25 protein-coding genes are annotated in these 22,932 nt (G+C 66.4%); 6 read left to right on the plus strand and 19 right to left on the minus strand.

Annotated elements, in window-relative coordinates:
* Positions 1 to 109: 109 nt before the first annotated feature.
* Complete coding sequence (lplT, locus tag V9L21_RS13790; protein ID WP_258503423.1) at positions 110 to 1,414, minus strand: lysophospholipid transporter LplT; 1,305 nt, start codon at positions 1,412 to 1,414, stop codon at positions 110 to 112.
* Between the two features lie 170 nt (positions 1,415 to 1,584).
* Here lplT and alr point away from each other — a divergent pair, with 170 nt between their 5' ends.
* Positions 1,585 to 2,682: an alanine racemase gene (alr, locus tag V9L21_RS13795; protein WP_337312702.1), complete on the plus strand. Its 1,098-nt coding sequence runs from the start codon at positions 1,585 to 1,587 to the stop codon at positions 2,680 to 2,682.
* Entirely contained in the window at positions 2,679 to 2,858 is a 180-nt protein-coding gene (locus V9L21_RS13800) for a hypothetical protein (RefSeq protein WP_337312704.1), read from the plus strand. Before alr ends, V9L21_RS13800 begins: the two co-directional genes overlap by 4 nt.
* Before the next feature lie 47 nt (positions 2,859 to 2,905).
* On the opposite strand, the gene V9L21_RS13805 is transcribed toward V9L21_RS13800, so the two are convergent.
* The 14 genes from V9L21_RS13805 to hpaR form a co-directional block, all read right to left on the minus strand.
* Positions 2,906 to 3,883, minus strand: a complete 978-nt coding sequence (locus V9L21_RS13805; protein ID WP_337312706.1) for a 2-dehydropantoate 2-reductase — start codon at positions 3,881 to 3,883, stop codon at positions 2,906 to 2,908.
* 13 nt (positions 3,884 to 3,896) lie between these two features.
* Positions 3,897 to 4,691 (minus strand): class II aldolase/adducin family protein, encoded by a 795-nt coding sequence (locus V9L21_RS13810; RefSeq protein WP_337312708.1) that lies wholly within the window; start codon positions 4,689 to 4,691, stop codon positions 3,897 to 3,899.
* An 18-nt stretch (positions 4,692 to 4,709) separates the two neighbouring features.
* The gene (locus V9L21_RS13815; protein ID WP_126747880.1) at positions 4,710 to 5,699 is read right to left on the minus strand and encodes a Bug family tripartite tricarboxylate transporter substrate binding protein; all 990 of its coding nucleotides are present in this window, start codon (positions 5,697 to 5,699) and stop codon (positions 4,710 to 4,712) included.
* Between the two features lie 35 nt (positions 5,700 to 5,734).
* Entirely contained in the window at positions 5,735 to 7,471 is a 1,737-nt protein-coding gene (gene ilvD, locus V9L21_RS13820) for a dihydroxy-acid dehydratase (RefSeq protein ID WP_337312711.1), read from the minus strand.
* A 21-nt stretch (positions 7,472 to 7,492) separates the two neighbouring features.
* Positions 7,493 to 8,323, minus strand: coding sequence for a 4-hydroxy-2-oxoheptanedioate aldolase (gene hpaI, locus V9L21_RS13825; RefSeq protein WP_337312713.1), 831 nt, complete (start codon positions 8,321 to 8,323; stop codon positions 7,493 to 7,495).
* A 9-nt stretch (positions 8,324 to 8,332) separates the two neighbouring features.
* On the minus strand, positions 8,333 to 9,136 hold the full coding sequence (gene hpaH, locus V9L21_RS13830; protein ID WP_337312715.1) for a 2-oxo-hept-4-ene-1,7-dioate hydratase: 804 nt from the start codon (positions 9,134 to 9,136) through the stop codon (positions 8,333 to 8,335).
* Positions 9,137 to 9,140: 4 nt separating this feature from the next.
* On the minus strand, positions 9,141 to 9,545 hold the full coding sequence (locus V9L21_RS13835; RefSeq protein WP_126747876.1) for a 5-carboxymethyl-2-hydroxymuconate Delta-isomerase: 405 nt from the start codon (positions 9,543 to 9,545) through the stop codon (positions 9,141 to 9,143).
* Between the two features lie 17 nt (positions 9,546 to 9,562).
* Positions 9,563 to 10,390 (minus strand): extradiol ring-cleavage dioxygenase, encoded by an 828-nt coding sequence (locus V9L21_RS13840; protein WP_337312718.1) that lies wholly within the window; start codon positions 10,388 to 10,390, stop codon positions 9,563 to 9,565.
* On the minus strand, positions 10,387 to 10,722 hold the full coding sequence (locus V9L21_RS13845; protein ID WP_337312720.1) for an aromatic ring-opening dioxygenase subunit LigA: 336 nt from the start codon (positions 10,720 to 10,722) through the stop codon (positions 10,387 to 10,389). The genes V9L21_RS13840 and V9L21_RS13845 overlap by 4 nt, the downstream gene beginning before the upstream one ends.
* 299 nt (positions 10,723 to 11,021) lie before the next feature.
* The gene (hpaE, locus tag V9L21_RS13850) at positions 11,022 to 12,485 is read right to left on the minus strand and encodes a 5-carboxymethyl-2-hydroxymuconate semialdehyde dehydrogenase (RefSeq protein ID WP_337312722.1); all 1,464 of its coding nucleotides are present in this window, start codon (positions 12,483 to 12,485) and stop codon (positions 11,022 to 11,024) included.
* A gap of 19 nt (positions 12,486 to 12,504) precedes the next feature.
* Complete coding sequence (locus tag V9L21_RS13855) at positions 12,505 to 13,488, minus strand: Bug family tripartite tricarboxylate transporter substrate binding protein (protein ID WP_337312724.1); 984 nt, start codon at positions 13,486 to 13,488, stop codon at positions 12,505 to 12,507.
* Between the two features lie 77 nt (positions 13,489 to 13,565).
* The gene (locus V9L21_RS13860) at positions 13,566 to 14,339 is read right to left on the minus strand and encodes a fumarylacetoacetate hydrolase family protein (RefSeq protein ID WP_337312726.1); all 774 of its coding nucleotides are present in this window, start codon (positions 14,337 to 14,339) and stop codon (positions 13,566 to 13,568) included.
* Positions 14,336 to 14,971 (minus strand): fumarylacetoacetate hydrolase family protein, encoded by a 636-nt coding sequence (locus tag V9L21_RS13865; RefSeq protein WP_337312728.1) that lies wholly within the window; start codon positions 14,969 to 14,971, stop codon positions 14,336 to 14,338. Before V9L21_RS13865 ends, V9L21_RS13860 begins: the two co-directional genes overlap by 4 nt.
* Positions 14,968 to 15,402 carry a homoprotocatechuate degradation operon regulator HpaR gene (hpaR, locus tag V9L21_RS13870; RefSeq protein ID WP_337312730.1) on the minus strand — a complete coding sequence of 145 codons (435 nt, stop codon included), beginning with the start codon at positions 15,400 to 15,402 and terminating at the stop codon, positions 14,968 to 14,970. The genes V9L21_RS13865 and hpaR overlap by 4 nt, the downstream gene beginning before the upstream one ends.
* Before the next feature lie 99 nt (positions 15,403 to 15,501).
* On the opposite strand from hpaR, the gene radA reads away from it, so the two are divergent.
* Entirely contained in the window at positions 15,502 to 16,890 is a 1,389-nt protein-coding gene (gene radA / locus V9L21_RS13875) for a DNA repair protein RadA (protein ID WP_337312732.1), read from the plus strand.
* A gap of 52 nt (positions 16,891 to 16,942) precedes the next feature.
* Here radA and V9L21_RS13880 read toward each other — a convergent pair whose 3' ends face one another.
* Positions 16,943 to 17,398 (minus strand): hypothetical protein, encoded by a 456-nt coding sequence (locus V9L21_RS13880; protein ID WP_337312734.1) that lies wholly within the window; start codon positions 17,396 to 17,398, stop codon positions 16,943 to 16,945.
* A gap of 217 nt (positions 17,399 to 17,615) precedes the next feature.
* Here V9L21_RS13880 and V9L21_RS13885 point away from each other — a divergent pair, with 217 nt between their 5' ends.
* Positions 17,616 to 18,059, plus strand: a complete 444-nt coding sequence (locus V9L21_RS13885; RefSeq protein WP_337312736.1) for a glycerate kinase — start codon at positions 17,616 to 17,618, stop codon at positions 18,057 to 18,059.
* A 22-nt stretch (positions 18,060 to 18,081) separates the two neighbouring features.
* Here V9L21_RS13885 and V9L21_RS13890 read toward each other — a convergent pair whose 3' ends face one another.
* Entirely contained in the window at positions 18,082 to 19,080 is a 999-nt protein-coding gene (locus V9L21_RS13890) for a recombination-associated protein RdgC (RefSeq protein WP_258503453.1), read from the minus strand.
* Positions 19,081 to 19,214: 134 nt separating this feature from the next.
* Here V9L21_RS13890 and V9L21_RS13895 point away from each other — a divergent pair, with 134 nt between their 5' ends.
* Positions 19,215 to 20,165 carry a branched-chain amino acid transaminase gene (locus V9L21_RS13895; RefSeq protein WP_258503455.1) on the plus strand — a complete coding sequence of 317 codons (951 nt, stop codon included), beginning with the start codon at positions 19,215 to 19,217 and terminating at the stop codon, positions 20,163 to 20,165.
* 5 nt (positions 20,166 to 20,170) lie between these two features.
* Entirely contained in the window at positions 20,171 to 20,380 is a 210-nt protein-coding gene (locus tag V9L21_RS13900) for a zinc-finger domain-containing protein (RefSeq protein ID WP_126747864.1), read from the plus strand.
* A gap of 24 nt (positions 20,381 to 20,404) precedes the next feature.
* Here the strand turns inward: V9L21_RS13900 and V9L21_RS13905 are convergent, their stop codons facing one another.
* Positions 20,405 to 21,661 carry an O-antigen ligase family protein gene (locus V9L21_RS13905; protein ID WP_337312738.1) on the minus strand — a complete coding sequence of 419 codons (1,257 nt, stop codon included), beginning with the start codon at positions 21,659 to 21,661 and terminating at the stop codon, positions 20,405 to 20,407.
* A gap of 71 nt (positions 21,662 to 21,732) precedes the next feature.
* Positions 21,733 to 22,932 (minus strand): ATP-binding protein, encoded by a 1,200-nt coding sequence (locus V9L21_RS13910; protein WP_337312740.1) that lies wholly within the window; start codon positions 22,930 to 22,932, stop codon positions 21,733 to 21,735.

A 22,932-nucleotide genomic window follows, 5' to 3' on the forward strand; every position in this document is an offset into this window, starting at 1 on the left:
TGGAGGATTTTTCGTGGAACACCGTGGAACCGGCTTTGCCGGGCCACCGGTGTTGCCCCCGGTGAGGGGGTGGGCGAAGCGACACGAAGTGCGCGCAGCCTGGGGGAGGTCAATGATGCTTGTCGCTACGGGCGATGGCGAGCAGGTGCTCGACTTCTTCGGGATATTTGCGCAGGTTGTGATGATGCCAGCGCTGGATGATCCACATGCAGCCCGCGACCACTCCGCCGAAAGCGCCGATGGCCGCATACGCCGACAGGCCCAGCCCGGTGCAGGCGCTGTAGAAGCCGCCGAGCAGCAGGATGCAGGCCTGTTCGTTGAAGTTCTGCACCGCAATGGAACGGCCCGCGCCCATGAGGTTGTGGCCGCGGTGCTGCAGCAGCGCGTTCATCGGCACCACCAGAAAGCCGCCCAGCCCACCCAGCAGAATGAGGAACGGCACGGCGATCCACACGTTGCCGATCAGGTTCATGCTGATCACCAGCAGGCCCATGGCAATGCCCATCGGGATCACGCGGGTGGCCATGTCCAGGCGCATGCGCATCGACGCCACGATGGCGCCCACCGCCATGCCGATGGTCACCACGCCGGTGAGCGCCGTGGCCTGCGTGGTGTTGTAGTTGAGTGCGAGCGAGGCCCAGGCCAGCACGATGTACTTGAGGTTGGCCCCGGCGCCCCAGAAGAGCGTGGTGGTGGCCAGCGAGATCTGCCCCAGCTTGTCGCGCCACAGGCGTGCGTTGCAATGCCAGAAGTCAGGCAGCAGCGCCAGCATGTTGCGCGCGAGGCCGTGCTCCGGAATGGCGCGCAGCGGCCGCATTTCGACGCCGGTGTGCGGAATGCGCGTGTTGAACCAGGCCGCCAGTGCGTAGACGAAGATCAGCACCGCAATGGCCGCTTCGGCCGGCGAATCGATGCCGGTGTCGATGAGCGGCATGTCGAAGGACAGCAGCTGGGTGGACACCGCGTGCCCCACCAGCGAGCCGCCGAGCACGATGCCCAGCAGGATCGAGGCGATGGTGAGGCCTTCGATCCAACCGTTGGCTTTTACCAACTGCGAGGCCGGCAGCAGCTCGGTCAGGATGCCGTACTTGGCCGGCGAATACGCCGCGGCGCCAAGCCCCACGATTGAATAGGAAAGCAGCGGGTGCGAGCCGAACAGCATCATCAGGCAGCCGACCACCTTGATTGCGTTGCTGATGAACATCACCCGCCCCTTGGGCAAGGCGTCGGCAAAGGCGCCCACCAGCGGCGCCAGCACCACATAGAAGACGGCGAAGATCGGCACCAGCGCCGCTCTCTGCCATTCGGCCGCTCCCGAGCTGCGCATGAGCTCGACCGCCACGACAAAGATCGCGTTGTCGGCCAGCGACGAAAAGAACTGGGCCGACATGATCGTGTAGAAACCGCGCTTCATCGATGGGCTGGCTGGCCAGTGGGGTGCTGGCAGTAGTGAGAAAGTGTCGCGTCTTTTTGGCGAATGGGCGGTTATAGCATGGGGGTACGACCGGGAAATCAGCGTTGCCACCCTGGACGTTTCTTCCCGGGAAGATGCTAAAACCCATCTATTACCAATCGACGTCCCCCATGCCGCGTCCCATCCTTGCTACCGTCCACACCGCCGCACTTCGCCACAACCTCGACCGCGTGCGCCGCGCCGCCGTCGATGCCCGCGTCTGGGCTGTGGTCAAAGCCAATGCCTATGGCCACGGCATCGAGCGGGTGTATGACGGCCTTCGCGGCGCCGACGGCTTTGCGTTGCTCGACCTGGCCGAAGCCGAACGGGTGCGCGCACTCGGCTGGCGCGGCCCCGTGCTGCTGCTCGAAGGCGTGTTCGACGCGCGCGACCTGGAGCTGTGCTCGCGCCTCGACCTCTGGCACACGGTGCATTGCGACGAGCAGATCGACATGCTCGCGGCCCACAAGACGCTCAAGCCGCAGCGCGTGTTTCTCAAGATGAATTCCGGCATGAACCGCCTGGGCTTCGCGCCCGAGCGCTTCGGCTCGGCCTGGACGCGGCTCAACGCGCTGCCGCAGGTGGACGAGATTTCGCTGATGACGCATTTCAGCGACGCCGACGGCCCGCGCGGCATTGCGCACCAGCTCGAAGCGTTCGAACGCGTCACACGCGACCTGCCGGGCGAGCGCTCCATTGCGAACAGCGCCGCCACCTTGCGCCATGCCTCGCAAACCCGCGGCGACTGGGTGCGCCCGGGCATCGTGCTGTACGGCAGCGCGCCCGACTTTCCGCAGCACGACACCGCGCATTGGCAACTGCAGCCCACCATGACGCTCGCGACCAAGCTCATCGGCGTGCAGCAGCTGAAGGCGGGCGACACCATCGGCTACGGCTCCAACTTCACGGCCGACGGGCCGCTCACCATCGGCGTGGCGGCTGTAGGCTACGCTGACGGCTATCCGCGCCACTGCAACACCGGCACGCCGGTGCTGGTGAACGGCGTGCGCACGCGCATGGTGGGCCGCGTGAGCATGGACATGATCACCGTCGACCTGACGCCCGTGCCCGACGCGAAGTTCGGCGCCGAGGTCACGCTGTGGGGCCGTTCGGCCGCAACCGGCGCCGTGCTGCCCATCGACGAGGTCGCGCAGGCCGCCGGCACCGTTGGCTATGAACTCATGTGCGCGGTGGCACCGCGCGTGCCGTTCGCTCCCGCCGACGAATGAAGGTTCTCTCCGACTGGCGCTCGGTGCGCCTGTGGGAAACCCGGCTCGAGCACGAGCTTCATCGCAACTACAGCCTGCGCACGCACGGCATCCTGATCGGTACCTTCACGCTGCTGCTGATGTGGGGCGTGTCGGCTCGCGCCGCGGTGTGTGTGTGGCGCGCGAAGGCTGGCTGATGGCGGCCGTGCGGCTGCTGCTGTAGAAAAAGAACTGAAGCGGCCGCTCAATACAACCCGAGCTGCCGCATCCGGAGCCGAGCCAACCCCAGCAGCGCATCGGTGAACGGCGTGGCCACCGCCGTCAGCTCCCCCAGTTCGCGCACCACCGTGACCAGCGCATCGAGTTCCACCGACCGTCCGGCCTCCACGTCCTGCAGCATCGAGGTCTTGAACGCGCCGAGCTTCATCGTCACCGCATGCCGGTCTTCGGGGCTCTGCGTGATCTCGATACCGATGCGGCGGCCGATTTCCTTGGCCTCGAGCATCACGGCCGAGATGAAGCCGCGCACGTAGTCGTCGCCCATGATCAGGTCGGTGGTGGTGCCCGTCAGCGCGCTGATGGGGTTCACTGTCATGTTGCCCCAGAGCTTGAACCACACATCCTTCTGGATCTGCGGCGACAGCGTGGCGTCGAAGCCGCCGTTCTTGAGCAAATCGACCAGCTTCTTCACGCGCGGCGTGGCTTCGCCCGAGGGTTCGCCAACGATCAGCCCGTTGCCGAAGTGATGCCGCACCACGCCCGGCGCATCGAGCGAGCAGCTCGCATGCACCACGCAGCCGATCACGTTGCGCGCGGGAATGGCCTTGGCAATCGCGCCGTCCGGGTCGACGGCTGCCAGGCGGTGGCCGGTGATGGCCCCGCCGAACCCGCCTTCGAGAAACCACCAGGGCACGCCGTTCATCGCCACCAGCACGATGGTGTCGGGCCCGATGAGCGGGCCGATACGTTCGGCCACGCCGGCCAGCGCGGGCGCCTTCACCGCAATGACCACGAGGTCTTGCGTGCCCAGCGATTCGGGCTCGGCCACCGCGTTGACCGGCACGCGCGTGCGCACGTCGCCGCGCATCAATGAGAGGCCGTCCTGCTGCAATGCCGCGAGCGTGGCGCCGCGCGCCACCACGTTGAGCCGCTCGCCGGCCTGCGCGAGGCCGGCGCCGATCCATCCGCCGATTGCGCCGGCGCCGTAGATGCAAATCTTCATAAAGGAGGCTGCCTCAGTTTCTGTAGCTCGGGTCGATGCGATCGACCTGGCGCACCAGTGCATCGAACACGTCTTGCCCGGCGCCATGCTCTGGGCTGAACTGCAGCGCATCGCGCGTGCAGCGCTCGGCAATTTCTTCGCTCACGGGAATGGCCGCGCCCATCGAAAAGGTGGCCATCTGCACCTCGCAGGCGCGCTGCAAGGTCCACAGAATGGCGAAGGTCTGGGGCAGGGTCTGGCCCCAGGCCAGCAGGCCATGGTTGCGCAGGATCACCGCGTTGCGGTTGCCGATGCTCTTGAGGAGGCGCGGGCCTTCGTCGGCATGGATGGTGATGCCCTCGAAGTCGTGGTACGCCACCATGCCGTGCAGCTGGGCGGTATAGAAATTGGTCTGCTGCAGGCCGCCCTGCAGGCAGGCCACGGCCACGCCGGCCGTGGTGTGGGTGTGCATTACGCAGTGCGCGCCGGGCAGGCCGTCATGAATGGCGGCGTGCACCGTGAAACCGGCCGGGTTGACCGGATAAGTCGAGCCGTCGAGCACCTTGCCCTGCAGGTCGATCTTCACCAGGTTGCTGGCCGTGACCTCGCCGTAATGCAGCCCGAAGGGGTTGATGAGGAACTGCTTCTCTCCACCCGTCACGCTGTCGGGCAGCCGCAGCGTGATGTGGTTGTAGATCATCTCGGTCCAGCCCAGCATCGCGAAGACGCGATAGCAGGCCGCAAGCTGTTCGCGCGCGGCGCGCTCGTCCGGATGGATCGAGGGATGGACCAGCGCCGACGGCGCCGCGGGAGTGGAGAGTGTGTTCATTGCAGTTCCTTCATATGGTTAGCCCTCTGCGGTGAAGCCGACTTCCTTGACGATCGGCGCCCACTTCGCGGTGTCTTTCTTGAGCAGGTCGGTCAGCTCGCCGGGTGTGGAAGACATGGCTTCCAGCCCGAAGTTGCCGAGGCCTTCGATCACGTCCTTGTGCGCCAGCGCGGTCTTCATGGATGCGTTCAGCCGCGCGACCACGTCCGGCGATGCCTTGGCGGGCAGGAAAAAGGCGAACCACTCGCTGTGCGCCATGTCCTGGATGCCTTGCTCGCCGAAGGTGGGCACATCGGGCGCGAAGCGGCTGCGCTTGGAGCCCGAAACGCCCAGGATGCGCACCTTGCCCGAAGCCAGGTGCTGTGTGATGTCGCCGATGGGCCCCGACACGGCCGAGATGTTGCCGCCCAGCAGGTCGAGCATGGCCGGCTGCGTGCCGCGGTAGGCGGCATGCTTGAGTTCGACGCCGCCCTTCTTGCCCAAGAGCGCGCCGATGAAGTGCGGCGTGGAGCCCGCGGCGGGCGAGCCGAAATTGGCGCCGGTCGGATTGGCCTTGGCCCAGGCCAGGAACTCGGGCACCGTCTTCACGTTGGCAGGCACCGAGGGGCCGACCGCAAAGCCGAAGTCGAAGATGCAGGCGATGCTGACCGGCGTGAGGTCGACCATCGGGTCGTACGGCAGCTTCTTGTAGATGTGCGGATAGATCGTGAGGATCGAGGTCGGCGTCTGCAGGATGGTGGCGCCGTCGGCGGGCCGGCCCTTCACGTAGCTCACGGCGATCTGGCCGCCCGCGCCGGTGCGGTTTTCGACCACGGCGGATTTCGCGTAGTCGGGGCTGAGCTTCTGCGCGATGCGGCGGCAGGTGGTGTCCGAGGTGCCACCGGCCGCAAAGCCGGTGACGATGGTGGCGGTTTCGAGCGAGGCTTGCGCGAAGGCGTGCTGGCCCAGGCTGGCAAGCAGCGCCGAGGCGCCGGTGGTCTGCAGCAACTGGCGGCGGGTGAATGTCATGGTGTGTCTCCGGGTGTTGGTGGTTGGTTGCGGGTTTACGACTCGTCGCGCAGCCAGGTGACTGCGCCCGAATGGGTCACTGCGCCCTGATGGGCAGGACGCACGGTGAGCGCGTATTTTTCCAGCAAGCCGCGGTGCGCCACCCCCGCGTTTACCTCACGTTTGGAGAGCCGAAGCGCAATTTCTTCGGGCGTGAGTTCCACCGAAATGCTGCGCGCATCGGCGCGCGCGTCGATGGCCACCACATCGCCGTCCCGCAGCACCGCAATCGGCCCGCCGTCGGCTGCTTCGGGGCCGGCATAGCCGATGCACAGGCCGCGCGTGGCGCCGGAAAAGCGGCCGTCGGTCAGCAGCGCCACCTTGTCGCCCATGCCCTGGCCGTAGAGCAGGGCGGTAATGCCCAGCATCTCGCGCATGCCGGGGCTGCCCTTGGGGCCTTCGTTGCGGATCACGATCACATCGCCGGGCTGGTAGCGGCGGTTCTGCACCGCCGTCTGGGCTTCTTCTTCGGAGTTGAAAACGCGCGCCGGGCCGCGGTGCACCAACGTCTTCAATCCTGCAGTCTTGAGCAGCGCACCTTCGGGACAGAGATTGCCCTTGAGCACGGCCAGGCCGCCATCGCGCGTGATCGGGTTGCCGGCTGCGCGCACCACGCGGCCGTCGGGCGCGGCGGCATCGGCCAGCTCCTCGGCCATGGTGCGGCCGGTGAAGGTGAGCGCGTCGCCGTGCAGAAAGCCTTGCTCCATCAGCGTGCGAAGAATGACGCCTGCGCCTCCGATATAGAACACGTCGCGCGCGAGGTATTGGCCGCCCGGGCGCAGGTCGGCAATGAGCGGCGTGCGCGCGAAGATCTCGGCCACGTCGTCCAGGTGGAACTTGATGCCGGCTTCGTGCGCAATGGCCGGCAGGTGCAGCGCGGCGTTGGTCGAGCCGCCCGTGGCCGAAACCACGGCGCAGGCGTTTTCGAGCGCCTTGCGCGTGACGATGTCGCGTGGCAAGGGGCTGTCTCCCATCACCGCCTTCATGAGATTCTTCGCGGCGCGGCGCATCAAGGGCGCCCGCTCGCTGAACACCGCCGGCACCATGCTCGAGCCGATGGGCGCAAGGCCCAGCGCCTCGGACACCATGCCCATGGTGTTGGCCGTGAACTGGCCCGCGCAGGCGCCCGCCGTGGGCAGGCAGGCTCGGCTCATGGCGTCGAGTTCGTCGTGCGTGGCGGTGCCGGCCAGTACCTTGCCGATGGTCTCGTAGGTGTCGACCACGTTGAGGTCGCGGCCATCGGGCCCGGGCATCTGCCCCGGCAGCGCCGAGCCGCCATGCACGAACACGCTCGGCACATTGCAGCGCACCATGCCCATCATCAAACCCGGCAGGTTCTTGTCGCAGGCGCCAATGGCAAAGATGCCGTCCCACTGGTGGCCGCGCGTGGAGGCTTCGACGCTGTCGGCAATCAGCTCACGCGAGATCAGCGAGAAGCGCATGCCCGAATGCGCCATGGTGAGCCCGTCGCTCACCGACACCACCGGGCATTCATGCGGCGTGCCGCCGCCGGCGTAGATGCCGGTCTTGGCGTGCTGCGCCTGCTCGCGCAGGTTGAGGTTGCACGGGCTCATTTCGCCGCCGGTGTGGAACACGCCGATGTGCGGGCGTTCGATGTCCTCGTCGTCCTGGCCCAGCGCATGCAGAAAGCTGCGCGTGGTCGCGCGGATCGTGCCTTCGCGGATGGTGGCGGAGCGGAAGCGCTTGAGCTTGGAGTCGGTCGGGGAAGTCATGGCGCAGGCAAGCGAAGGGTTTCAGTAGCCGTTGGGCGTGGCGGCGCCGGCGGCGTTCTTGTCGGTTTTGTACTTGGCCGCCAGCTGTTTCGCTGCCGCCGTGAGCAGAATGGTGTCCACCCCCACGGCCACGAACTGCGCGCCGGCGGCCAGCCACTTGCGCGCTTGCTCCTCGGTGGTCGAGAGAATGCCCGCCGCCTTGCCGGCCTTGCGGATACGCGCAATGGCGTCGGCGATCACGGCCTGCACCTCGGGGTGGTTCGGCTGGCCCACGAAGCCCATCGATGCCGACAGATCGGCCGGCCCGATGAACACGCCGTCCACGCCGGGGGTGGCGGCAATGGCGTCGAGGTTCTTCATGGCTTCGACCGTCTCGGCCTGCACCAGCAGGCAGGTCTGAGCGTTGGCTTCATGCAGGTAGCCGGGGTAGGCCTGCCAGCGCGAGGCGCGCGCCAGGGCGCTGCCCATGCCGCGGATGCCTTCGGGCGGGTAGCGCATGCCCTGCACCATGCGTGCGGCCTGTTCGGCCGTGTCGACCATGGGCACCAGGATGGTTTGCGCGCCGATGTCCAGGTATTGCTTGAGCAGCGTGGTGTCGCCCACCGGAACGCGCACCACGGGGTGCGAGCGCTCCGACTCGGGCTGCGCCGACCATGCGCTGGAGATGCCCTGCAGCTGCGCGAGCACCGAACGCACGTCGTTGGGCGCATGCTCGCCATCGACCAGCAGCCAGTCGTAGCCGGTGCCGGCCAGGATCTCGGCCACGTAGCCATCGGCCAGGCCGACCCAGAGGCCGATTTTCTGTTCGCCGGCCTGCATGGCCTGCTTGAAGGTGTTGAGCGGTGTTTGCATGGAAGTCTTTCAGGCGAAACGAAAGGCGATGCTGCCGAGCGGGCCGTAGTCGGCATGGAAGGTGTCGCCCGGCAGGGCGGTGGTCGGCCGGGTGAACGAGCCGCCGAGCACCACTTCGCCGGCCTCGAGGTATTCGTCCCACGGCGCAAGCTTGTTGGCCAGCCAGGCCACGCCCGTGGCCGGGTGGTTGAGCACGGCCGCGGCCACGCCCGATTCCTCGATCACGCCGTTCTTGTAGAGCAGCGCGCTCACCCAGCGCAGGTCCACCGCATCGGGCTTGACCGGGCGCCCGCCGAGCACGATGCCCGCATTGGCTGCATTGTCGGCAATGGTGTCGAACACCTTGCGCGGCGCTTTTGTGTGGCGGTCGAACTGCTCGATGCGCGCGTCGATGATCTCGATGGCGGGCACCACGTAGTCGGTGGCGGCCAGCACGTCGAAGATCGTGACGTTCGGGCCTTGCAGCTTCTTGCCGAGGATGAAGGCCAGCTCCACCTCGATGCGCGGCGCGATGAAGCGCTTGAAGGGAATGTCGCTGCCCTGCTCGAAGAACATGTCGTCGAGCAGCGTGCCGTAGTCGGGCTCGTCGATCTGGCTGGACAGCTGCATGGCGCGCGAGGTAAGGCCGATCTTGTGGCCCTTCACGGTGCGGCCTTCGGCGATCTTGGCCTTGACCCATTCGCGCGAGATGGCATAGCCGTCTTCCACCGTCATTTCGGGGAAGCGCTTGGAAAAATGCTCGACCTGCACGCGCGACTTCTCGCTTTCGTGCAGTTCGGCCGCCAGCCTGGCAATGGTGTCGGAGGTGAGCATGAGCTTATTTGTTGAAGAGGGGATGCAGGTTGCTGTGCTTGCCGTCATACACCTGGCCCGGGCTTTCGTCTATCTGCAGCGTGATGCCTATGTGGCGCTTGTCGAAAATCGGTTCGAAATGCGCGCGCACGTCGGCCAGCAGTTCGTCGCCGGCCTTTTTTTTCACGGCTTCGGAGCGCCCGCCCGCCATGCGGATGTTGAGGTACACGAAGGCGTAGTCGGCCTTGCCGTCTGCCACCGCATAGTGCGCGGCCGGGTAGGCCAGCACGCGCGTGCCACCGATGGGAAACACCGGTTTGCCGGCCTCGTCGTGCTGCTTCAGCATGGTGTCGGCCAGCGTGCGGCAAAGCGCCGACATGTCGGTTTCGGCTTCGATGTTGGGCGTGTACAGAATGACGAGGTGCGGCATGCCGGTGTTCCGTTCATTTATTCAATGGACATCGTCGCGGCGGTGCATGTCACCGCGAAGATGGGTATGGCCTTCATGTGCAGGATGCGGCCCTTGCCGCGCGCGGCCGCAGCCACGCTAAGAAAGGTACGAATCTCGAAGCCGCCCTGGCCCGCTTCGCGGTAGGTGGCTTCGTCGTTGTAGTCGGCCTGCGAGAGCAATGCTTCGCGGTCGTTGGCGCACCAGCGTCGCATGAACTCCGCGTCCCACTCGGCGTTGACCTTGCCCGAATCGGGCGTGGCGGGCCAGTGCGAAATGCCGCCGGTGCCCACCAGCGCAATGCGTTCGGGCGCCTTGTCGCAGGCACGGCGCAATGCCTCGCCGAAAGCCCAGGCACGGTGCAGCGGCGTGAGCGGCGGGCCCTGGCAGTTGATGTTCACGGGGATGACCTTGGTGTCGAACCGGGGCGTGAGAAAGTGCAGCGGCACCATGATGCCGTGGTCGAACTTCCATTCTTCCGCATAGGCCACGTCCACCGTTTGCATCACTTCGCGGATCAGGCGTTGCGAAAGTGCGGCATCGCCCGGCACTTTCGTTTTTTCAATGCCGAGCCACTTCGGGTCTTCAATGGGGCCTTCGTAGCTGTCGGCCATGCCGATGGCGTAGGCCGGCATGTTGTTCATGAAAAAATTCGCGAAGTGCTCGGCTGCGACAACGATCACGGCATCAGGCTGGGTGGCGCGCATCGCTTCGCCGAAGCGATGAAACTGCGCGTGAAATTCGTCCTTCACGGCCGGATCGGCCAGGTGGGCGCGTCCGGTGATGCCGGGGGCGTGGCTGCAAACGCCTGCAAATACAAGACTCATACGCCTGCCACCTTTTCGTCTGTGCCCGTTGTCATCGCGTAGATGCCTGCGCGCACGGGACCGTATTTGCGTACGCCTTCGCGCATGGCTTCGAGGTAGTCGGCCCATGCAATGCCCAAGAGCGGCGCGAAGTGCATGAGCAGTTGTCCGTTGCAGCCGAGCACGTAGAGTTTTCCGATGTCCCCTTTGTCTATGGCTTCACGCTCTTCTTCGTTGAAATCATAGGCTGCCAGCAAGGCTTTGCGCGTGTCGCCGCCTTCTGCGTAGCGGCGTTGTACCTCTGTGTCGCGGTTGAGGGCGAACAGGAATTTCTGCATGGCGTAGAGGCTCATGGTGTTTGCCTTGCGTGTTCTTTCAGGGCGCGTGCAAAGGCCACCGGGTACTCCCCTCCGCGAATGTCCCCCGGGGCTGCGCCCCTCCTCCTTTATTTCGCTGCGTGGAGCACCCGATGCCCTGTGCACCTGGGCACGCTCTGGGTGCACCGCTGATCAACGACTGCTCTGAATCACGCACCCGCTGGCGGGGTGCCTTGCGCAGCGAAATAAAGGAGGAGGCCGCAGGCCGGGGGACATTCGCGGAGCAAGGTACCCCGTCGGCGGGTGCGCCCCCAAGAAGGTATCCCGTGTTCATCTCACACACCCCAATGCGGAATATGGTGCGACCCCATCGACACCGCAACATTCTTCGGCTCGCAAAAGACTTCGTAGCTCCACGTACCGCCTTCGCGCCCCGTCCCCGAGGCCTTGGTGCCGCCGAAGGGCTGGCGCAGGTCCCTGACGTTCTGGCTGTTGACGAAGCACATGCCCGCCTCCACCGCTGCCGCTACCCGGTGCGCACGGCCGATGTTCTCGGTCCAAACGTAGCTCGAGAGGCCGTATTCGATGTCGTTGGCCAGGCGGATCGCGTCGGCCTCGTCCTTGAATGGAATCAGGCAGGCGACCGGGCCGAAGATTTCTTCTTGCGCAATCCGCATGCGGTTGTCGACGTCGGCGAAGACCGTGGGCATCACATAGTTGCCCTTCTTCACGCGGTCGGGCAGGTTGCTTGGAACCTCGAGTCCGCCGCACAAGAGCGTCGCGCCCTCCTTCGGGCCGAGCTCGATGTAGCTGCGCACCTTTGCCAGGTGGCCCTGCGAAATCATCGGCCCGACGATGGTCTTCTCGTCGAGCGGGTCGCCCACCACGATGCGCTTGGCACGTTCGGCAAACTTCGCTGCAAAGTCCGCGTAGATCGACTGCTGCACCAGGATGCGCGAGCCGGCCGTGCAGCGCTCGCCGTTGTTGCTGAAGATCATGAAGACGGCCGCGTCGAGCGCGCGGTCGAGGTCTGCGTCGTCGAAGATCACGAACGGGCTCTTGCCTCCCAGTTCCATGCTGAACTTCTTCAGGCCCGCGCTCTTCACGATGCGGTTGCCCGTGGCTGTGGAGCCGGTGAACGAGATTGCGCGCACATCGGGGTGCGCCACCAGCGGCTCGCCCGCTTCCTTGCCGTAGCCGTGCACCAGGTTCAGCACGCCGGGCGGAATGCCGGCTTCGAGCGCGAGTTCGCCCAACCGCGCGGCCGTGAGCGGCGAGAGCTCGCTCATCTTCAGCACCGCAGTGTTGCCGAAGGCGAGGCAGGGCGCGACCTTCCATGTGGCTGTCATGAACGGCACGTTCCACGGGCTGATGAGCGCGCACACGCCCACGGGATGGAACAGCGTGTAGTTCAGGTGCGTGGGCGTGGGGTAGGTGTGGCCGTCGACGCGCGTGCACATCTCGGCAAAGTAGTAGAAGTTGTCGGCCGCACGCGGAATCAGCTGCTTGCCGGTTTGCGAGATGACCTGCCCGCAGTCGTTGGTCTCGGTCTGCGCAATCTCGGGCACGTGCATGGCAATCAGGTCGCCGAGCTTGCGCACCAGCTTCGCGCGCTCGGTTGCGGGCAACCCGGCCCACTTGGGGAATGCTTCCTTGGCGGCGGCCACGGCCGCATTCACTTCGGCTTCGCCGCCCGACGCAACCTCTGCCAGCACCTCCTGCGTAGCGGGGTTGACGGTTTCGAAGTAGTCGGTGCCGGCAACGCTCTTGCCGCCGATGAGGTGATGAATCTGTTGCATGGGTGCCCTGCGGGGTCGGTCAGTCGAGTTTGATGTCGCGCGCCTTGATCAAGGCATGCCACTTCTTGCGTTCGGCGTCGACGAAGCGCGCCATCTCGGCGCCGTCGACGGGGCGTGCTTCCCAGCCGGCGTCGAAGAGCTTCTGGCGCACGCCGGCGTCGGCCATGGTCTTTTGCAGGTCTGCGCCGAGGCGGGCCTGCGCGTCCTTCGGCGTGGCGGCGGGCACCACGAGGCCCTGCCAGGTGTAGGCCTCGACACCGGCGTAGCCCAGTTCCTTGGCGGTTGGCACATTGGGCAGCTGCGGAATGCGCTCGGCGCCCATCGTGATGAGGGGCACCACCTTGCCGGCCTTGACCGCGCTCACGCCGCTGGGCAGGTCGAGCATCATCAGCGGCACCTGACCGCCCATCAGGTCTTGCAGGGCGGGTGCGCCGCCCTTGTAGGGCACGTGCAGCATCGAAACGCCGGCTTCGCGCTGAAAGAGTTCCAGTGCCAGGTGGTGCGGGCTGCCGGCGCCCGGCGTGGCAATGCTGTATTTGCCCGGCGATCCCTTCAGCGCGGCGATCAGCGCCTTGGCATCGGCAAGGCCGGCATTGGGCGCGGCCGTGATGACCAGCGTCGAGCGGCCCATCATGCCGATCATGGCAAAGTCTTTTTCGGCGTCGTAGGGCAGCTTCTTGTAGAGCGCGGGGTTGTACACCAGCACGCCGTTGTCGGCCGAAAACACGGTGTAGCCGTCGGCGGGCGAGCGCGCCACGTTCTCCGACGCGATGATGGCGCCCGCGCCAGGGCGGTTGTCCACCAGCACCGGCTGCCCCAGCTGTTGCGAGAGTTGCGCGCCGGCGGTGCGCGCGAGAAAGTCGGTGCCGCCGCCCGCGGGATAGCCCACCACCCAGCGCACGGGCTTGGCGGGAAAGGCCTGTGCCTGCGCATGGGGAGCGATGGTGGCGGCGGCGAAAGCCACCAGGGCTGCTGCGAGCCCGAGCTTGTTCCTGATCGTCATGTGGTTTGTCTCTTCTGTAGTTGGTATTTGGGGCGAAGCAGGCGGCGCGGCGGGTGCGGCGTTAGGTGGCTAGGTCACTAGGTATCGCCGGAAACGGTGTTGACCAGCGCGCCGATGCGCTCGATTTCGGTCGCCACCACGTCGCCCGGCTTGCAGTCGACCACCCCGTCCGGAGTGCCGGTGAGGATCAGGTCGCCCGGCGAGAGCGTCATGAAGCGGCTGAAATACTCGATGAGGAACGGCGCATCGAAGATCATGTCGCGCGTGCTGCCCTGCTGCGTGACCGTGCCGTTGACCGTGGTGCGCAATGCAAGTGCCATCGGGTCGGGCACGTCGGCCGCATCGACGAACCATGGGCCGAGCGGCGTGCAGGTGTCGCGGTTCTTCACGCGCAGGTTGGGGCGATACCAGTTCTCGAGATAGTCGCGAATCGCGTAGTCGTTGGCCACGGTGTAGCCGCCGATGAAGTCGTAGGCGTCATCGCGCGTCACGTTCTTCGCGGTCTTGCCGACCACGATGGCGAGCTCGCATTCGTAGTGCATGAACTGCACGCCGCTCGGGCGGTGCGTGTGCTGGCGGTGGCCGATGAGCGTGCTCTGGCCCTTGACGAACACGAGTGGTTCTTCGGGCGCCTTGAACTCGAGCTCCTTCGCGTGGTCGGCGTAGTTGAGGCCCAGCGCGAGGATGGTGCGGGGCCGCGCCGTGGGTGCGAGCGGCGGCAGCCAGGTGAGCTGCTCTTGCGGCACGACGCGGCCGTCGTCCAGGCGCACGGCCGCGTCGGGCTGGCCGCCGAATTCGTGGGCGACACCGGTGTGCTCGCGGCCTTCGAAGATGACGCGTGCGTGCTTCATGCGGCGGTCTCCTGCACCAGCGTGTTGATCAATGTCTCGAAGCCGGGCGAAGAAATTTCGATGCGGTCGCCCGCGTGCGCCAGCGGCCGCCCCGCGTCGCAGCCCAGCAGCAGCACGTCGCCGTGTGCGAGCGTCATGAATTCGCCCACATCGGCAAGCAGTTGCTGGGCCGGCCGCACAAGCAGCGAGAAGTCGATCGACTGCCTGAGCGCGCCGTTGATGCGCACCTCGACGCGAAAGTTTGCCGGGTCGGCCACTTCCTGCGCATCGCGCAGCGCCGGGCCGATGCCAAGAAAACCGTCGACGCATTTGAACTTCACCGGCGGGCGAAAGAAGCTCGCATGCGGAATCGAGAGGTCGTTCATCAGCACGAAGCCTTCGATGTCACCTTCGGCGCCGATCACCATGCCGATGCTCGCGCCGATCTCCACTTCGGGCACCGATGCAGGCACGGTGATCGCGCTGCCGTGCGGGCTCCAGGTGTTGGCGGTCTTCACATAGAGCACCGGCGCTTTCGGCGGTGCCTTGTACGGCGGCTGTGTCATTTGCGAGGCGAGCGCTTCGACTTCCGCGCGAAAGTTAAGCAGCGTGCCGTACACCGTGCCGGTGGGCAGGAAAGGAGAAGAGGTCATTCGGGCTGCTCCAGCGCGATCAGTTCGTCCAGCAGCCCGTACAGCTGCGTCAGCTTGGTCTTGCCCAGCGACTGCTCCAGCCACTGGTAGTGCGCCTCGATGCTCGACGACAGCTTCTTCACCAGCTTCATTCCGTGCGCGGTGGCTTCGACCACGGTGCGGCGTTGGTCTGCGGGGTCGCGGCTGCGCTTGATGAGCTTGTCGCGCTCCATGCGCGCAAGCACGCCCGTGAGGCTGGGGCCGAGGATGAAGGCCTCTCGCGCGACGTGGCCCGTTTCGACGGCGCCGTGCTCACCGAGCACGCGCAGCACGCGCCATTGCTGGTCGGACAGCGCGTGCTCGCGCAGGCTGGGCCGGGTGTGGGCCATCACGGCTTCGCGGGCCTGCAGCAGCAGGCGCGGCAAGTTGCGGTGAGTGAAGGTGGTGCTCAAGAGCTGTGCCTCGTCAAATTAGTTAACATGTTAAATGATTCGATTTTTCTTTCCTAGCGGTTTTCCATCAGGGTTTGTGCGGACACCTAAACTCAACGCATGGCCAAGGAAAAATCTCTCTTCGTCTGCAGCGAATGCGGCGGCACCAGCCCCAAGTGGCTCGGCAAATGCCCGAGCTGCGGCGCCTGGAACACACTCATCGAGCAAGTGGCGGGCAGCACCGGCCCGGCCAACAACCGCTTCGGCACGCAGTACACCGCGCTCGCGGGCGTCTCCGAGCTCGCCACGCTGTCTGAAATAGAAGCGACCGACGTCGCGCGCACGCCCACCGGGCTCGACGAGCTCGACCGTGTGCTGGGCGGCGGCATCGTGTCGGGCGGCGTCACGCTCATCGGCGGGGACCCGGGCATCGGCAAGTCGACGCTGCTGCTGCAGGCCGTCGATGCGCTGCAGCGCGCGGGGCAGAACGCGCTCTACGTTACCGGCGAGGAAAGCGGCGCGCAGGTGGCGCTGCGCTCCAAGCGGCTCGGGCTCGACCACTCGCAGGTGCAGGTGCTGGCCGAAATCCAGCTTGAAAAGATCATCGCCACGCTCGATGCCAACCGGCCCGCCATTGCGGTGATCGACTCGATCCAGACGGTGTATTCCGACCAGCTCACTTCGGCACCCGGTTCCGTGGCGCAGGTGCGCGAATGCGCGGCGCACCTCACGCGCTTTGCCAAGACCAGCGGCACGGCGGTGGTGTTGGTGGGCCACGTCACCAAGGAGGGCGCGCTTGCCGGCCCGCGCGTGCTCGAGCACATGGTGGACACGGTGCTGTACTTCGAGGGCGATACGCATTCGAGCTTTCGCCTCGTGCGGGCCATCAAGAACCGCTTTGGCGCCGTGAACGAAATCGGCGTGTTCGCCATGACGGAGCGCGGCCTGAAGGGTGTGACCAACCCGAGCGCGATCTTCCTGAGCCAGCATGCCGAGCCGGTGCCCGGCAGCGTGGTGCTGGTCACGCTCGAAGGCACGCGGCCGATGCTGGTGGAGATTCAGGCGCTGGTCGACAACGGCGGGCCCAGCCCGCGCCGCCTTTCAGTGGGGCTTGACCGCGACCGCCTCGCGATGCTGCTGGCCGTGCTGCATCGTCATGCGGGCGTGGCCTGCATGGACCAGGACGTGTTCGTCAACGCAGTAGGCGGCGTGCGCATCAGCGAACCCGCGGCCGACCTGGCCGTGATGCTCGCCATTACCTCGAGCCTGCGCGGCAAGCCGCTCCCCAAGGGCTTCATCGCGTTCGGAGAAGTCGGGCTGGCGGGTGAAGTGCGCCCCGCGCCGCGTGGGCAGGAGCGCCTGCGCGAAGCGGCCAAGCTGGGCTTCAGCGTGGCCGTGGTGCCCAAGGCGAATGCGCCGCGCAAGGGCACGAAGGAGATCGAAGGCCTGACCATCCACGCCGTCGAACGCATCGAAGAGGCGATGGACGTAGTCCGCCGCCTCGATTGATCCTCGGGGAAAAAAATGCCCGGCGCGCCAGTGACGCGCCGGGCCACCCTCCCTACCCCCCGATGTGCATCGTGAACGCCGGTCCGCCGTTGAGCACGCATTGGCCGCTGCCCAACGTGGCCGAGTTCATCGTGTACTGGCAACTCAGGTTGCCGCCGCGATTGCCGCTGGCGTTCGCCAGGCCGGCACCTCGCGAGCCCGCAACCCGGGTCGCCTCTCCCTGAAACTGCTCATTGCCGATCAGCGCGTTGAAATGTCCGCGTCCGTTCATGTCGTTGGTCACCGTGCCTGCAATGGTTCCGTAGCGCGCCGCTTCGGCGTTCGACGGATACAGCCGCGCACTGAAGCTTTGCGCCACCGGGCCCGGTGCCACGGCATAGGCCTGCGAAGGCGGCGCCGCGGGAGCGGGTTGTCCGAGCGGCACCACGTAGCAACCGCTGAGGGCGGTGGCCGTGAGTGCGGCGCAAAGGCTGAGACGAACGAATGTGACGGATCGGGGAATGCTCATACGCTTTTCAGTGGCCCGGGCTGATGCCCGTGAGATGAAATGTGCCGCCTGACGCCACCGCGCCGGGTGCTTTTCAGGGCGAGTACCGCGCCGCGCGCCCGGCGGTAGCCACGGCCGCTACTGCCGCCGGCCGTGCCAGTGCGGCGAAAAATCGCCCCCGATTCACATGCGTACTTTCGAATGACGCCCGCGGGGCTCAGGCCGCCGCGCGGCGACAATGCGCGCCATGAATTTCCAGAAATTGCTGGTGCCCGTGGGCGCCATCGTCCTTCTAGGGCTGGCCTGGCGCAGCGGCGGATGGGGCGGCGTCGCCCTGGCGGGCGGCGTGATCGTGATGTTCCTGCTGATGCACTTCACCCGCGCCATGCAGGTGCTCAAGCGCGCGGCCGATCGCCCGGTCGGCTATGTCGCAAGCTCGGTGATGCTCAACGCCAAGCTCAAGAAGGGCGTGACACTGATGCACGTGATTGCCATGACGCGCGCGCTTGGCGAACTGCGCTCGCCGCAGGACGAGCAGCCCGAGCTTTATCGGTGGACCGATACGGGCGGCTCATACGTCGACGCCGTGTTCAACGGCGGCAAGCTGCAAAGCTGGACGCTGACGCGCCCTGAGGCGGAGCCTGACGTCGCTCCGTCTTCCGAAGAAAACACGGCTGGCTGAGCCGCCGCGAGGCGCCGCCAGGTCAGAAGGGCGCGTCTTCCTCGACCTCGGCGTCCGCCGGGGTGGTGGTCGTGGGGGCCTCCGCAGCAGCCTTGGGGGCTGCATCGGTCGGCGCACCGCTGAAGGCTGCTTCGCCGCCCAATGCATCGAGCAGCGCCGGCACCAGCTGGCCGAGCTCGCCGGTGGCAATGGCCACGTCGGCGTCGAAGTTGTCTTCCTTCTTGCCGCCCGAGGCACCGTCGCCCGTGCCTTCGAGGAACACGATCTTGCGGATCAGCATGCCGTGCGTCAGCTCGAAGGACACGCGGTCGTCCCAGGTGAGCGCCAGGCGCGTGGGGCGCTTGCCGTCGGTGATGTGCTTTTGCACTTCCTCGATGTCCAGCGGATGCTTGGCGTAGCGCACCACGGCCTTGGAATCGTCCGACGCCTTGAGCTCGCACTCGCGGTCGATGGTGAAGCCGGCCGGCGGTTCCTGCGTGAGCAGCCAGTTGGCCATGGCCGCGGCGGGCTCGATCTGCGTGTTGATGAGGGCCACGGCAAAGCCATCGAGCGACTTCACGAGGCTGGTCACCACTTCGTCGGCGCGGGCGGCATTGGCGCTGTTGATCACGAGGCGGCGCTCGGCCTGGTCGATCCACACGGCCACGCGCGCGCTGCGCGTGAAGGCCATGGGCAGCAGCTCCAGGGTGATGTCTTCCTTGAGCTCTTTCTTTTCCTTCTTGCCGGGCTTGCGTCCGGTGGTGGCCTCGATCTGCGCGCAGCGCTCGTCGAGCTTGCGGCGCACCACGGAGCCGGGCACCTGCTTGCTCTCGATCATGTATTCGACCAGCCACTGGCCGCCGATGGATTCGACCAGCGGGCCGTTGGCTTCGCCGCGGGGCTCCACCCAGCCGGCGGATTTTTCCTGCGAAGGGCCGCAGGGTTCGAAGCGCTGCTTGCCGAGGCCTTCTTCGATCTCGGTCAGTGTTTGGGACCAGGCAGGTTCGATGCGATAGACGATGACGTTCTTGAATACGGACACGGAAACCCTTTTTCCACTGGTTTGGACAACCCGCCATTGTCGGGCACCCCGTTCCGCCGGGCGCCGTAAAATCGAAAGCTTTTGCGACTCCCGGGTCGCTCCCCACACAGCTGCCCCCCCAAAGGAATCAGGAAATGAGCTCGATCCCCCCCTCGCTGGACGACCGTGACGGCAAGATCTGGATGGACGGCGAACTCGTGGACTGGCGCGACGCCAAGATCCACGTGCTGAGCCACACGCTGCACTACGGCTGCGGCGCCTTCGAGGGCGTGCGCGCCTACAAGACGGCCGAAGGCACAGCCATCTTCCGCCTGGCCGAGCACACCGAGCGCCTGTTCAACAGCGCCAAGATCCTGCGCATGAAGATCCCCTTCTCGCAGGAACAGTTGAACGAAGCCCAGAAACAGGTCGTGCGCGAGAACAAGCTCGAAAGCTGCTACCTGCGCCCGCTGATCTGGATCGGCTCCGAAAAGCTCGGCGTGAGCCCCAAGGGCAACAAGGTGCACGCCATGGTGGCGGCCTGGTCGTGGGGCGCCTACCTGGGCGAAGAGGGCATGAAGCGCGGCATCCGCGTGAAGACCTCCAGCTACACCCGCCACCACGTCAACATCACGATGACGCAGGCCAAGACGGTGAGCAACTACACCAACTCCATCCTGGCCAACATGGAAGCGCTGGACGACGGCTATGACGAGGCGCTGCTGCTCGATGCGAACGGCTTCGTCTCCGAAGGCGCGGGCGAGAACATCTTCGTGGTGAAGGGCGGCGTGGTCTACACGCCCGACCTGTCGGCCGGCGCGCTGAACGGCATCACCCGCAACACCATCCTGCACGTGTGCAAGGACCTGGGGCTCGAACTGGTGCAAAAGCGCATCACGCGCGACGAGGTCTACATTGCCGACGAAGCCTTCTTCACCGGCACCGCGGCCGAAGTGACGCCCATCCGCGAACTCGACCGCGTGGAAATCGGCAATCGCGGCGACGGCGGCTCGCGCGGCCCGATCACCGAGAAGATCCAGACGGCCTTCTTCGACATCGTGAACGGCAAGAACCCCAAGTACGCCCACTGGCTCACGAAAGTCTGAGAAACATGTCTACCAACGCAGTCGTCGAACTCCTGGCCAAGGAGCTCAACCACCAGGGCGGCGTGTTCTGCCCCAGCCCCAAGGCCGACATGAAGCTCTGGAACACCCACCCCAAGGTGTACCTCGATGTGGCGCGCACCGGCGAGGCCAAGTGCCCGTACTGCGGCACCGTCTACCGCCTGAAGGCGGGCGAGACGGTGTCGTCGCGGCACTGAGCGCGGCCGCTATCCGATAGCGATCTAGCTGGAAGCGGGAGCCTCGGGCACCGCTGCCATGCGGCTTCCCGGCAACAAGTCGTTCCAGGGCTGGACGCTCCGGGGTTCCTGCGCAAGCCGCAGGTACACCATCGCAATCCACAGCAGCGCCAGGCCGATCTGCGCATCGCGCACGGCCGAATTCACGCTCGATGCGATCAATGCGATCAGCGTGGCCGCCAACGCGTAGCGGCCCGCAATGTCGGGCCGCTTCCACGCCTGCCAGACGGCGCCCACCATGATCACCAGCAGGCTCAGCAAGGCCGGCAGGCCGCCCTGCGCGCCGACCCACAGGAAGTCGTTGTGCGGCATGTTCGAATCCGCAAACATCGCCGGTCCGCGCTTGTGCCACTGGTCGGTCCAGCCGCCGATGCCCCAGCCGGTGAGCGGCCGGTCGGCGATCATGAGGCCGGTGTCGCGGTACATGTAGTAGCGAATGACCCAGCTGCCCTTGAAGACCGCGCCGGCCTGCGCCTTTTCGATTTCCTCGATGCCGGTCTCGACCTTGTGTTGCAGCTGCGGCAACTGGTAGAGCGCGGCGGCCAGCACCACGGCGCCCAGCACCAGCGAACTCACCAGCATCTTCAGGTGGCTGCGCCATTGGTGGATGCACACCACCGGAATCACCAGCATCAGCGCGAGCACCGAGGTGCGCGAGGTGAGCGGCAGCGCCACCACCAGGCCCAGGCCGAGCACCAGCACAAAGGCGGGAACGGCACGCAGCGGCCTGTGCGCGGCAATCTGCGCAATGCCCCATACCGCAGCGGTGGAGGCCACCACGCTGAAAAGCAGCGCGTTGCTGATCGACTTGTTGCCCACCTCCATGACCACCGCGCGCAGCGGCGACCAGATAGGAAAGCCTGTGGCGTAGAACGCGACGATCAGCACGATGTTCAGCGCCGCGATCAGCAGGAAGCCGCGCAGCGCCCAGATCGCCTCCTCGCGCGTGAGCGCCAGCGCCATCAAGATGGTGATGCCGATGCGCAGGCCGTGGAAGAGGTTGGAGCCGGTCTCGGGGTAGTGCGGCCCGATGGCCAGCACGATGAAAGTCCACCCCAGGTACGCCACCAGCGGCCACCACAGCGGGTTGGCGCGCAGCCGCTCATAACGCTCGCGGTAGCTGCCGGCCACCAGCATGGTGGCGAGCAACAGCAAGGCCGAAAGGTAGGTGACGCCGACGGGCATGAACACCACCAGCCCCCAGAACGCGGCCGCGGGCCTGACGATGTGCGATCTCTGCATAGGGGCGGGATTTTAGGTGGGGCAGGGCGGCCCCCACCTGACTTGCCCCGGCCCGCCGCCGGAAGGCGGGTTCAGTGCGCGGGCGCGCCCGCTGGCAAGCGGATCACGAAGCTCGCGCCGCCTTCCGGACCGTCTTCGCAGCGCACGCTGCCGCCGTGCCGCTCGGCAATCGACTTCACCAGCGCAAGCCCCAGGCCGACGCCGCCGTTGCGCTCGCTGGCGCCGGGCAGCCGGTAGAAGGGCTCGAAGATGCGTTCGCGCAGGGCAGGCGGCACGCCCGGGCCGCGGTCGGTGACGCGCACCGTGGCAAAGCCGTTGGCGCTGCCGAGCTCCACCCTGATGTCGCCGTTGCCATAGCGGCGCGCGTTCTCGAGCAGGTTGCGGATCGCCCGGCGCAGCAGGCGCGACACGCCCGGCACGGTGAGCCTGGCGTTGTCGGTGCCTTCCACCAGGTCGAGCTCGGCATTCACCTGCGAGCACTCCTCGGCCGCGAGCCCGGTCAGGTCGACCGCCTCGATGGTGCCCATGTCGGCCTCGCTCGCATCGAGCCGGCTGGCCAGCAGGATCTCGTCGATGAGCTGGTCGAGCTCGCCGATGTTGCGCGAAATTTCCTCGCGCGCCGCGGGGCTCGGGCGGTCGCCCATCAGTTCCAGGCCCATGCGGATGCGGGTGAGCGGCGAGCGCAGCTCGTGCGATGCATTGGCCAGCAGCGATTTGTGCGAGCGCACCAGTTTTTCGATGCGTTCGGCCGATGCGTTGAAACGTTTGGAGAGATCAGCCACTTCGTCCTGCCCTTCTTCGATCACGCGCACCGAAAGGTCGCCTTCGCCCCAGCGTTGCACACCGCGCTGCAGCGTCTCCAGCCGCTGGGTAAGGCGCCGCACGATGGGGTACACGCCCAGCGCCACGGCAATGCCCACGAGCGCAATCATCCAGCCCAGCCCGAAAGGCGTGCGCCAGGGCGCGAACCCGCCGGTGCCGGTGGGCCGGTCGCGCGGCGCCACGCGCAGCGTGATGGCCTTGCCGTCGCTCAGCGTCACATCGAACTCCAGCCCCTGGCCCGGCACGCGCAGCGCCTTGCCGCTGCCGATGGTGCGGTCTTGCGCATCGAGCACCACCACGTTGCGCGGCACCGGTGCCAGGCGCTCGCGCTCGGCCTCCGCGGCTTCGCGCACGATCCAGTTGGCCATCAGCGTCAAGATGACGACGCCGCCCACCACCGCAAGCCAGATGCGGACGTAGAGATGGCGTGAGTACAGGCTGCGCAGCAT

It is taken from the genome of Variovorax sp. CCNWLW235, assembly GCF_037204085.1.
In the GTDB taxonomy this organism is placed as follows: Bacteria; Pseudomonadota; Gammaproteobacteria; order Burkholderiales; family Burkholderiaceae_C; genus Variovorax.

What these genes read in the sequence shown, in the direction of transcription:
- V9L21_RS13855 (WP_337312724.1), bottom strand. Translation starts at nt 13,488, where the DNA reads ATGACGATCAGGAACAAGCTCGGGCTCGCAGCAGCCCTGGTGGCTTTC.
- V9L21_RS13845 (WP_337312720.1), bottom strand. Translation starts at nt 10,722, where the DNA reads ATGAGCCTCTACGCCATGCAGAAATTCCTGTTCGCCCTCAACCGCGAC.
- V9L21_RS13840 (WP_337312718.1), bottom strand. Translation starts at nt 10,390, where the DNA reads ATGAGTCTTGTATTTGCAGGCGTTTGCAGCCACGCCCCCGGCATCACC.
- alr (WP_337312702.1), top strand. Translation starts at nt 1,585, where the DNA reads ATGCCGCGTCCCATCCTTGCTACCGTCCACACCGCCGCACTTCGCCAC.
- lplT (WP_258503423.1), bottom strand. Translation starts at nt 1,414, where the DNA reads ATGAAGCGCGGTTTCTACACGATCATGTCGGCCCAGTTCTTTTCGTCG.
- V9L21_RS13905 (WP_337312738.1), bottom strand. Translation starts at nt 21,661, where the DNA reads ATGCAGAGATCGCACATCGTCAGGCCCGCGGCCGCGTTCTGGGGGCTG.
- V9L21_RS13865 (WP_337312728.1), bottom strand. Translation starts at nt 14,971, where the DNA reads ATGACCTCTTCTCCTTTCCTGCCCACCGGCACGGTGTACGGCACGCTG.
- radA (WP_337312732.1), top strand. Translation starts at nt 15,502, where the DNA reads ATGGCCAAGGAAAAATCTCTCTTCGTCTGCAGCGAATGCGGCGGCACC.
- V9L21_RS13895 (WP_258503455.1), top strand. Translation starts at nt 19,215, where the DNA reads ATGAGCTCGATCCCCCCCTCGCTGGACGACCGTGACGGCAAGATCTGG.
- V9L21_RS13800 (WP_337312704.1), top strand. Translation starts at nt 2,679, where the DNA reads ATGAAGGTTCTCTCCGACTGGCGCTCGGTGCGCCTGTGGGAAACCCGG.
- hpaH (WP_337312715.1), bottom strand. Translation starts at nt 9,136, where the DNA reads ATGCTCACCTCCGACACCATTGCCAGGCTGGCGGCCGAACTGCACGAA.
- V9L21_RS13910 (WP_337312740.1), bottom strand. Translation starts at nt 22,932, where the DNA reads ATGCTGCGCAGCCTGTACTCACGCCATCTCTACGTCCGCATCTGGCTT.
- V9L21_RS13835 (WP_126747876.1), bottom strand. Translation starts at nt 9,545, where the DNA reads ATGCCGCACCTCGTCATTCTGTACACGCCCAACATCGAAGCCGAAACC.
- V9L21_RS13810 (WP_337312708.1), bottom strand. Translation starts at nt 4,691, where the DNA reads ATGAACACACTCTCCACTCCCGCGGCGCCGTCGGCGCTGGTCCATCCC.
- ilvD (WP_337312711.1), bottom strand. Translation starts at nt 7,471, where the DNA reads ATGACTTCCCCGACCGACTCCAAGCTCAAGCGCTTCCGCTCCGCCACC.
- V9L21_RS13885 (WP_337312736.1), top strand. Translation starts at nt 17,616, where the DNA reads ATGCGCGCCATGAATTTCCAGAAATTGCTGGTGCCCGTGGGCGCCATC.
- hpaE (WP_337312722.1), bottom strand. Translation starts at nt 12,485, where the DNA reads ATGCAACAGATTCATCACCTCATCGGCGGCAAGAGCGTTGCCGGCACC.
- V9L21_RS13815 (WP_126747880.1), bottom strand. Translation starts at nt 5,699, where the DNA reads ATGACATTCACCCGCCGCCAGTTGCTGCAGACCACCGGCGCCTCGGCG.
- V9L21_RS13880 (WP_337312734.1), bottom strand. Translation starts at nt 17,398, where the DNA reads ATGAGCATTCCCCGATCCGTCACATTCGTTCGTCTCAGCCTTTGCGCC.
- V9L21_RS13900 (WP_126747864.1), top strand. Translation starts at nt 20,171, where the DNA reads ATGTCTACCAACGCAGTCGTCGAACTCCTGGCCAAGGAGCTCAACCAC.
- V9L21_RS13860 (WP_337312726.1), bottom strand. Translation starts at nt 14,339, where the DNA reads ATGAAGCACGCACGCGTCATCTTCGAAGGCCGCGAGCACACCGGTGTC.
- V9L21_RS13805 (WP_337312706.1), bottom strand. Translation starts at nt 3,883, where the DNA reads ATGAAGATTTGCATCTACGGCGCCGGCGCAATCGGCGGATGGATCGGC.
- hpaI (WP_337312713.1), bottom strand. Translation starts at nt 8,323, where the DNA reads ATGCAAACACCGCTCAACACCTTCAAGCAGGCCATGCAGGCCGGCGAA.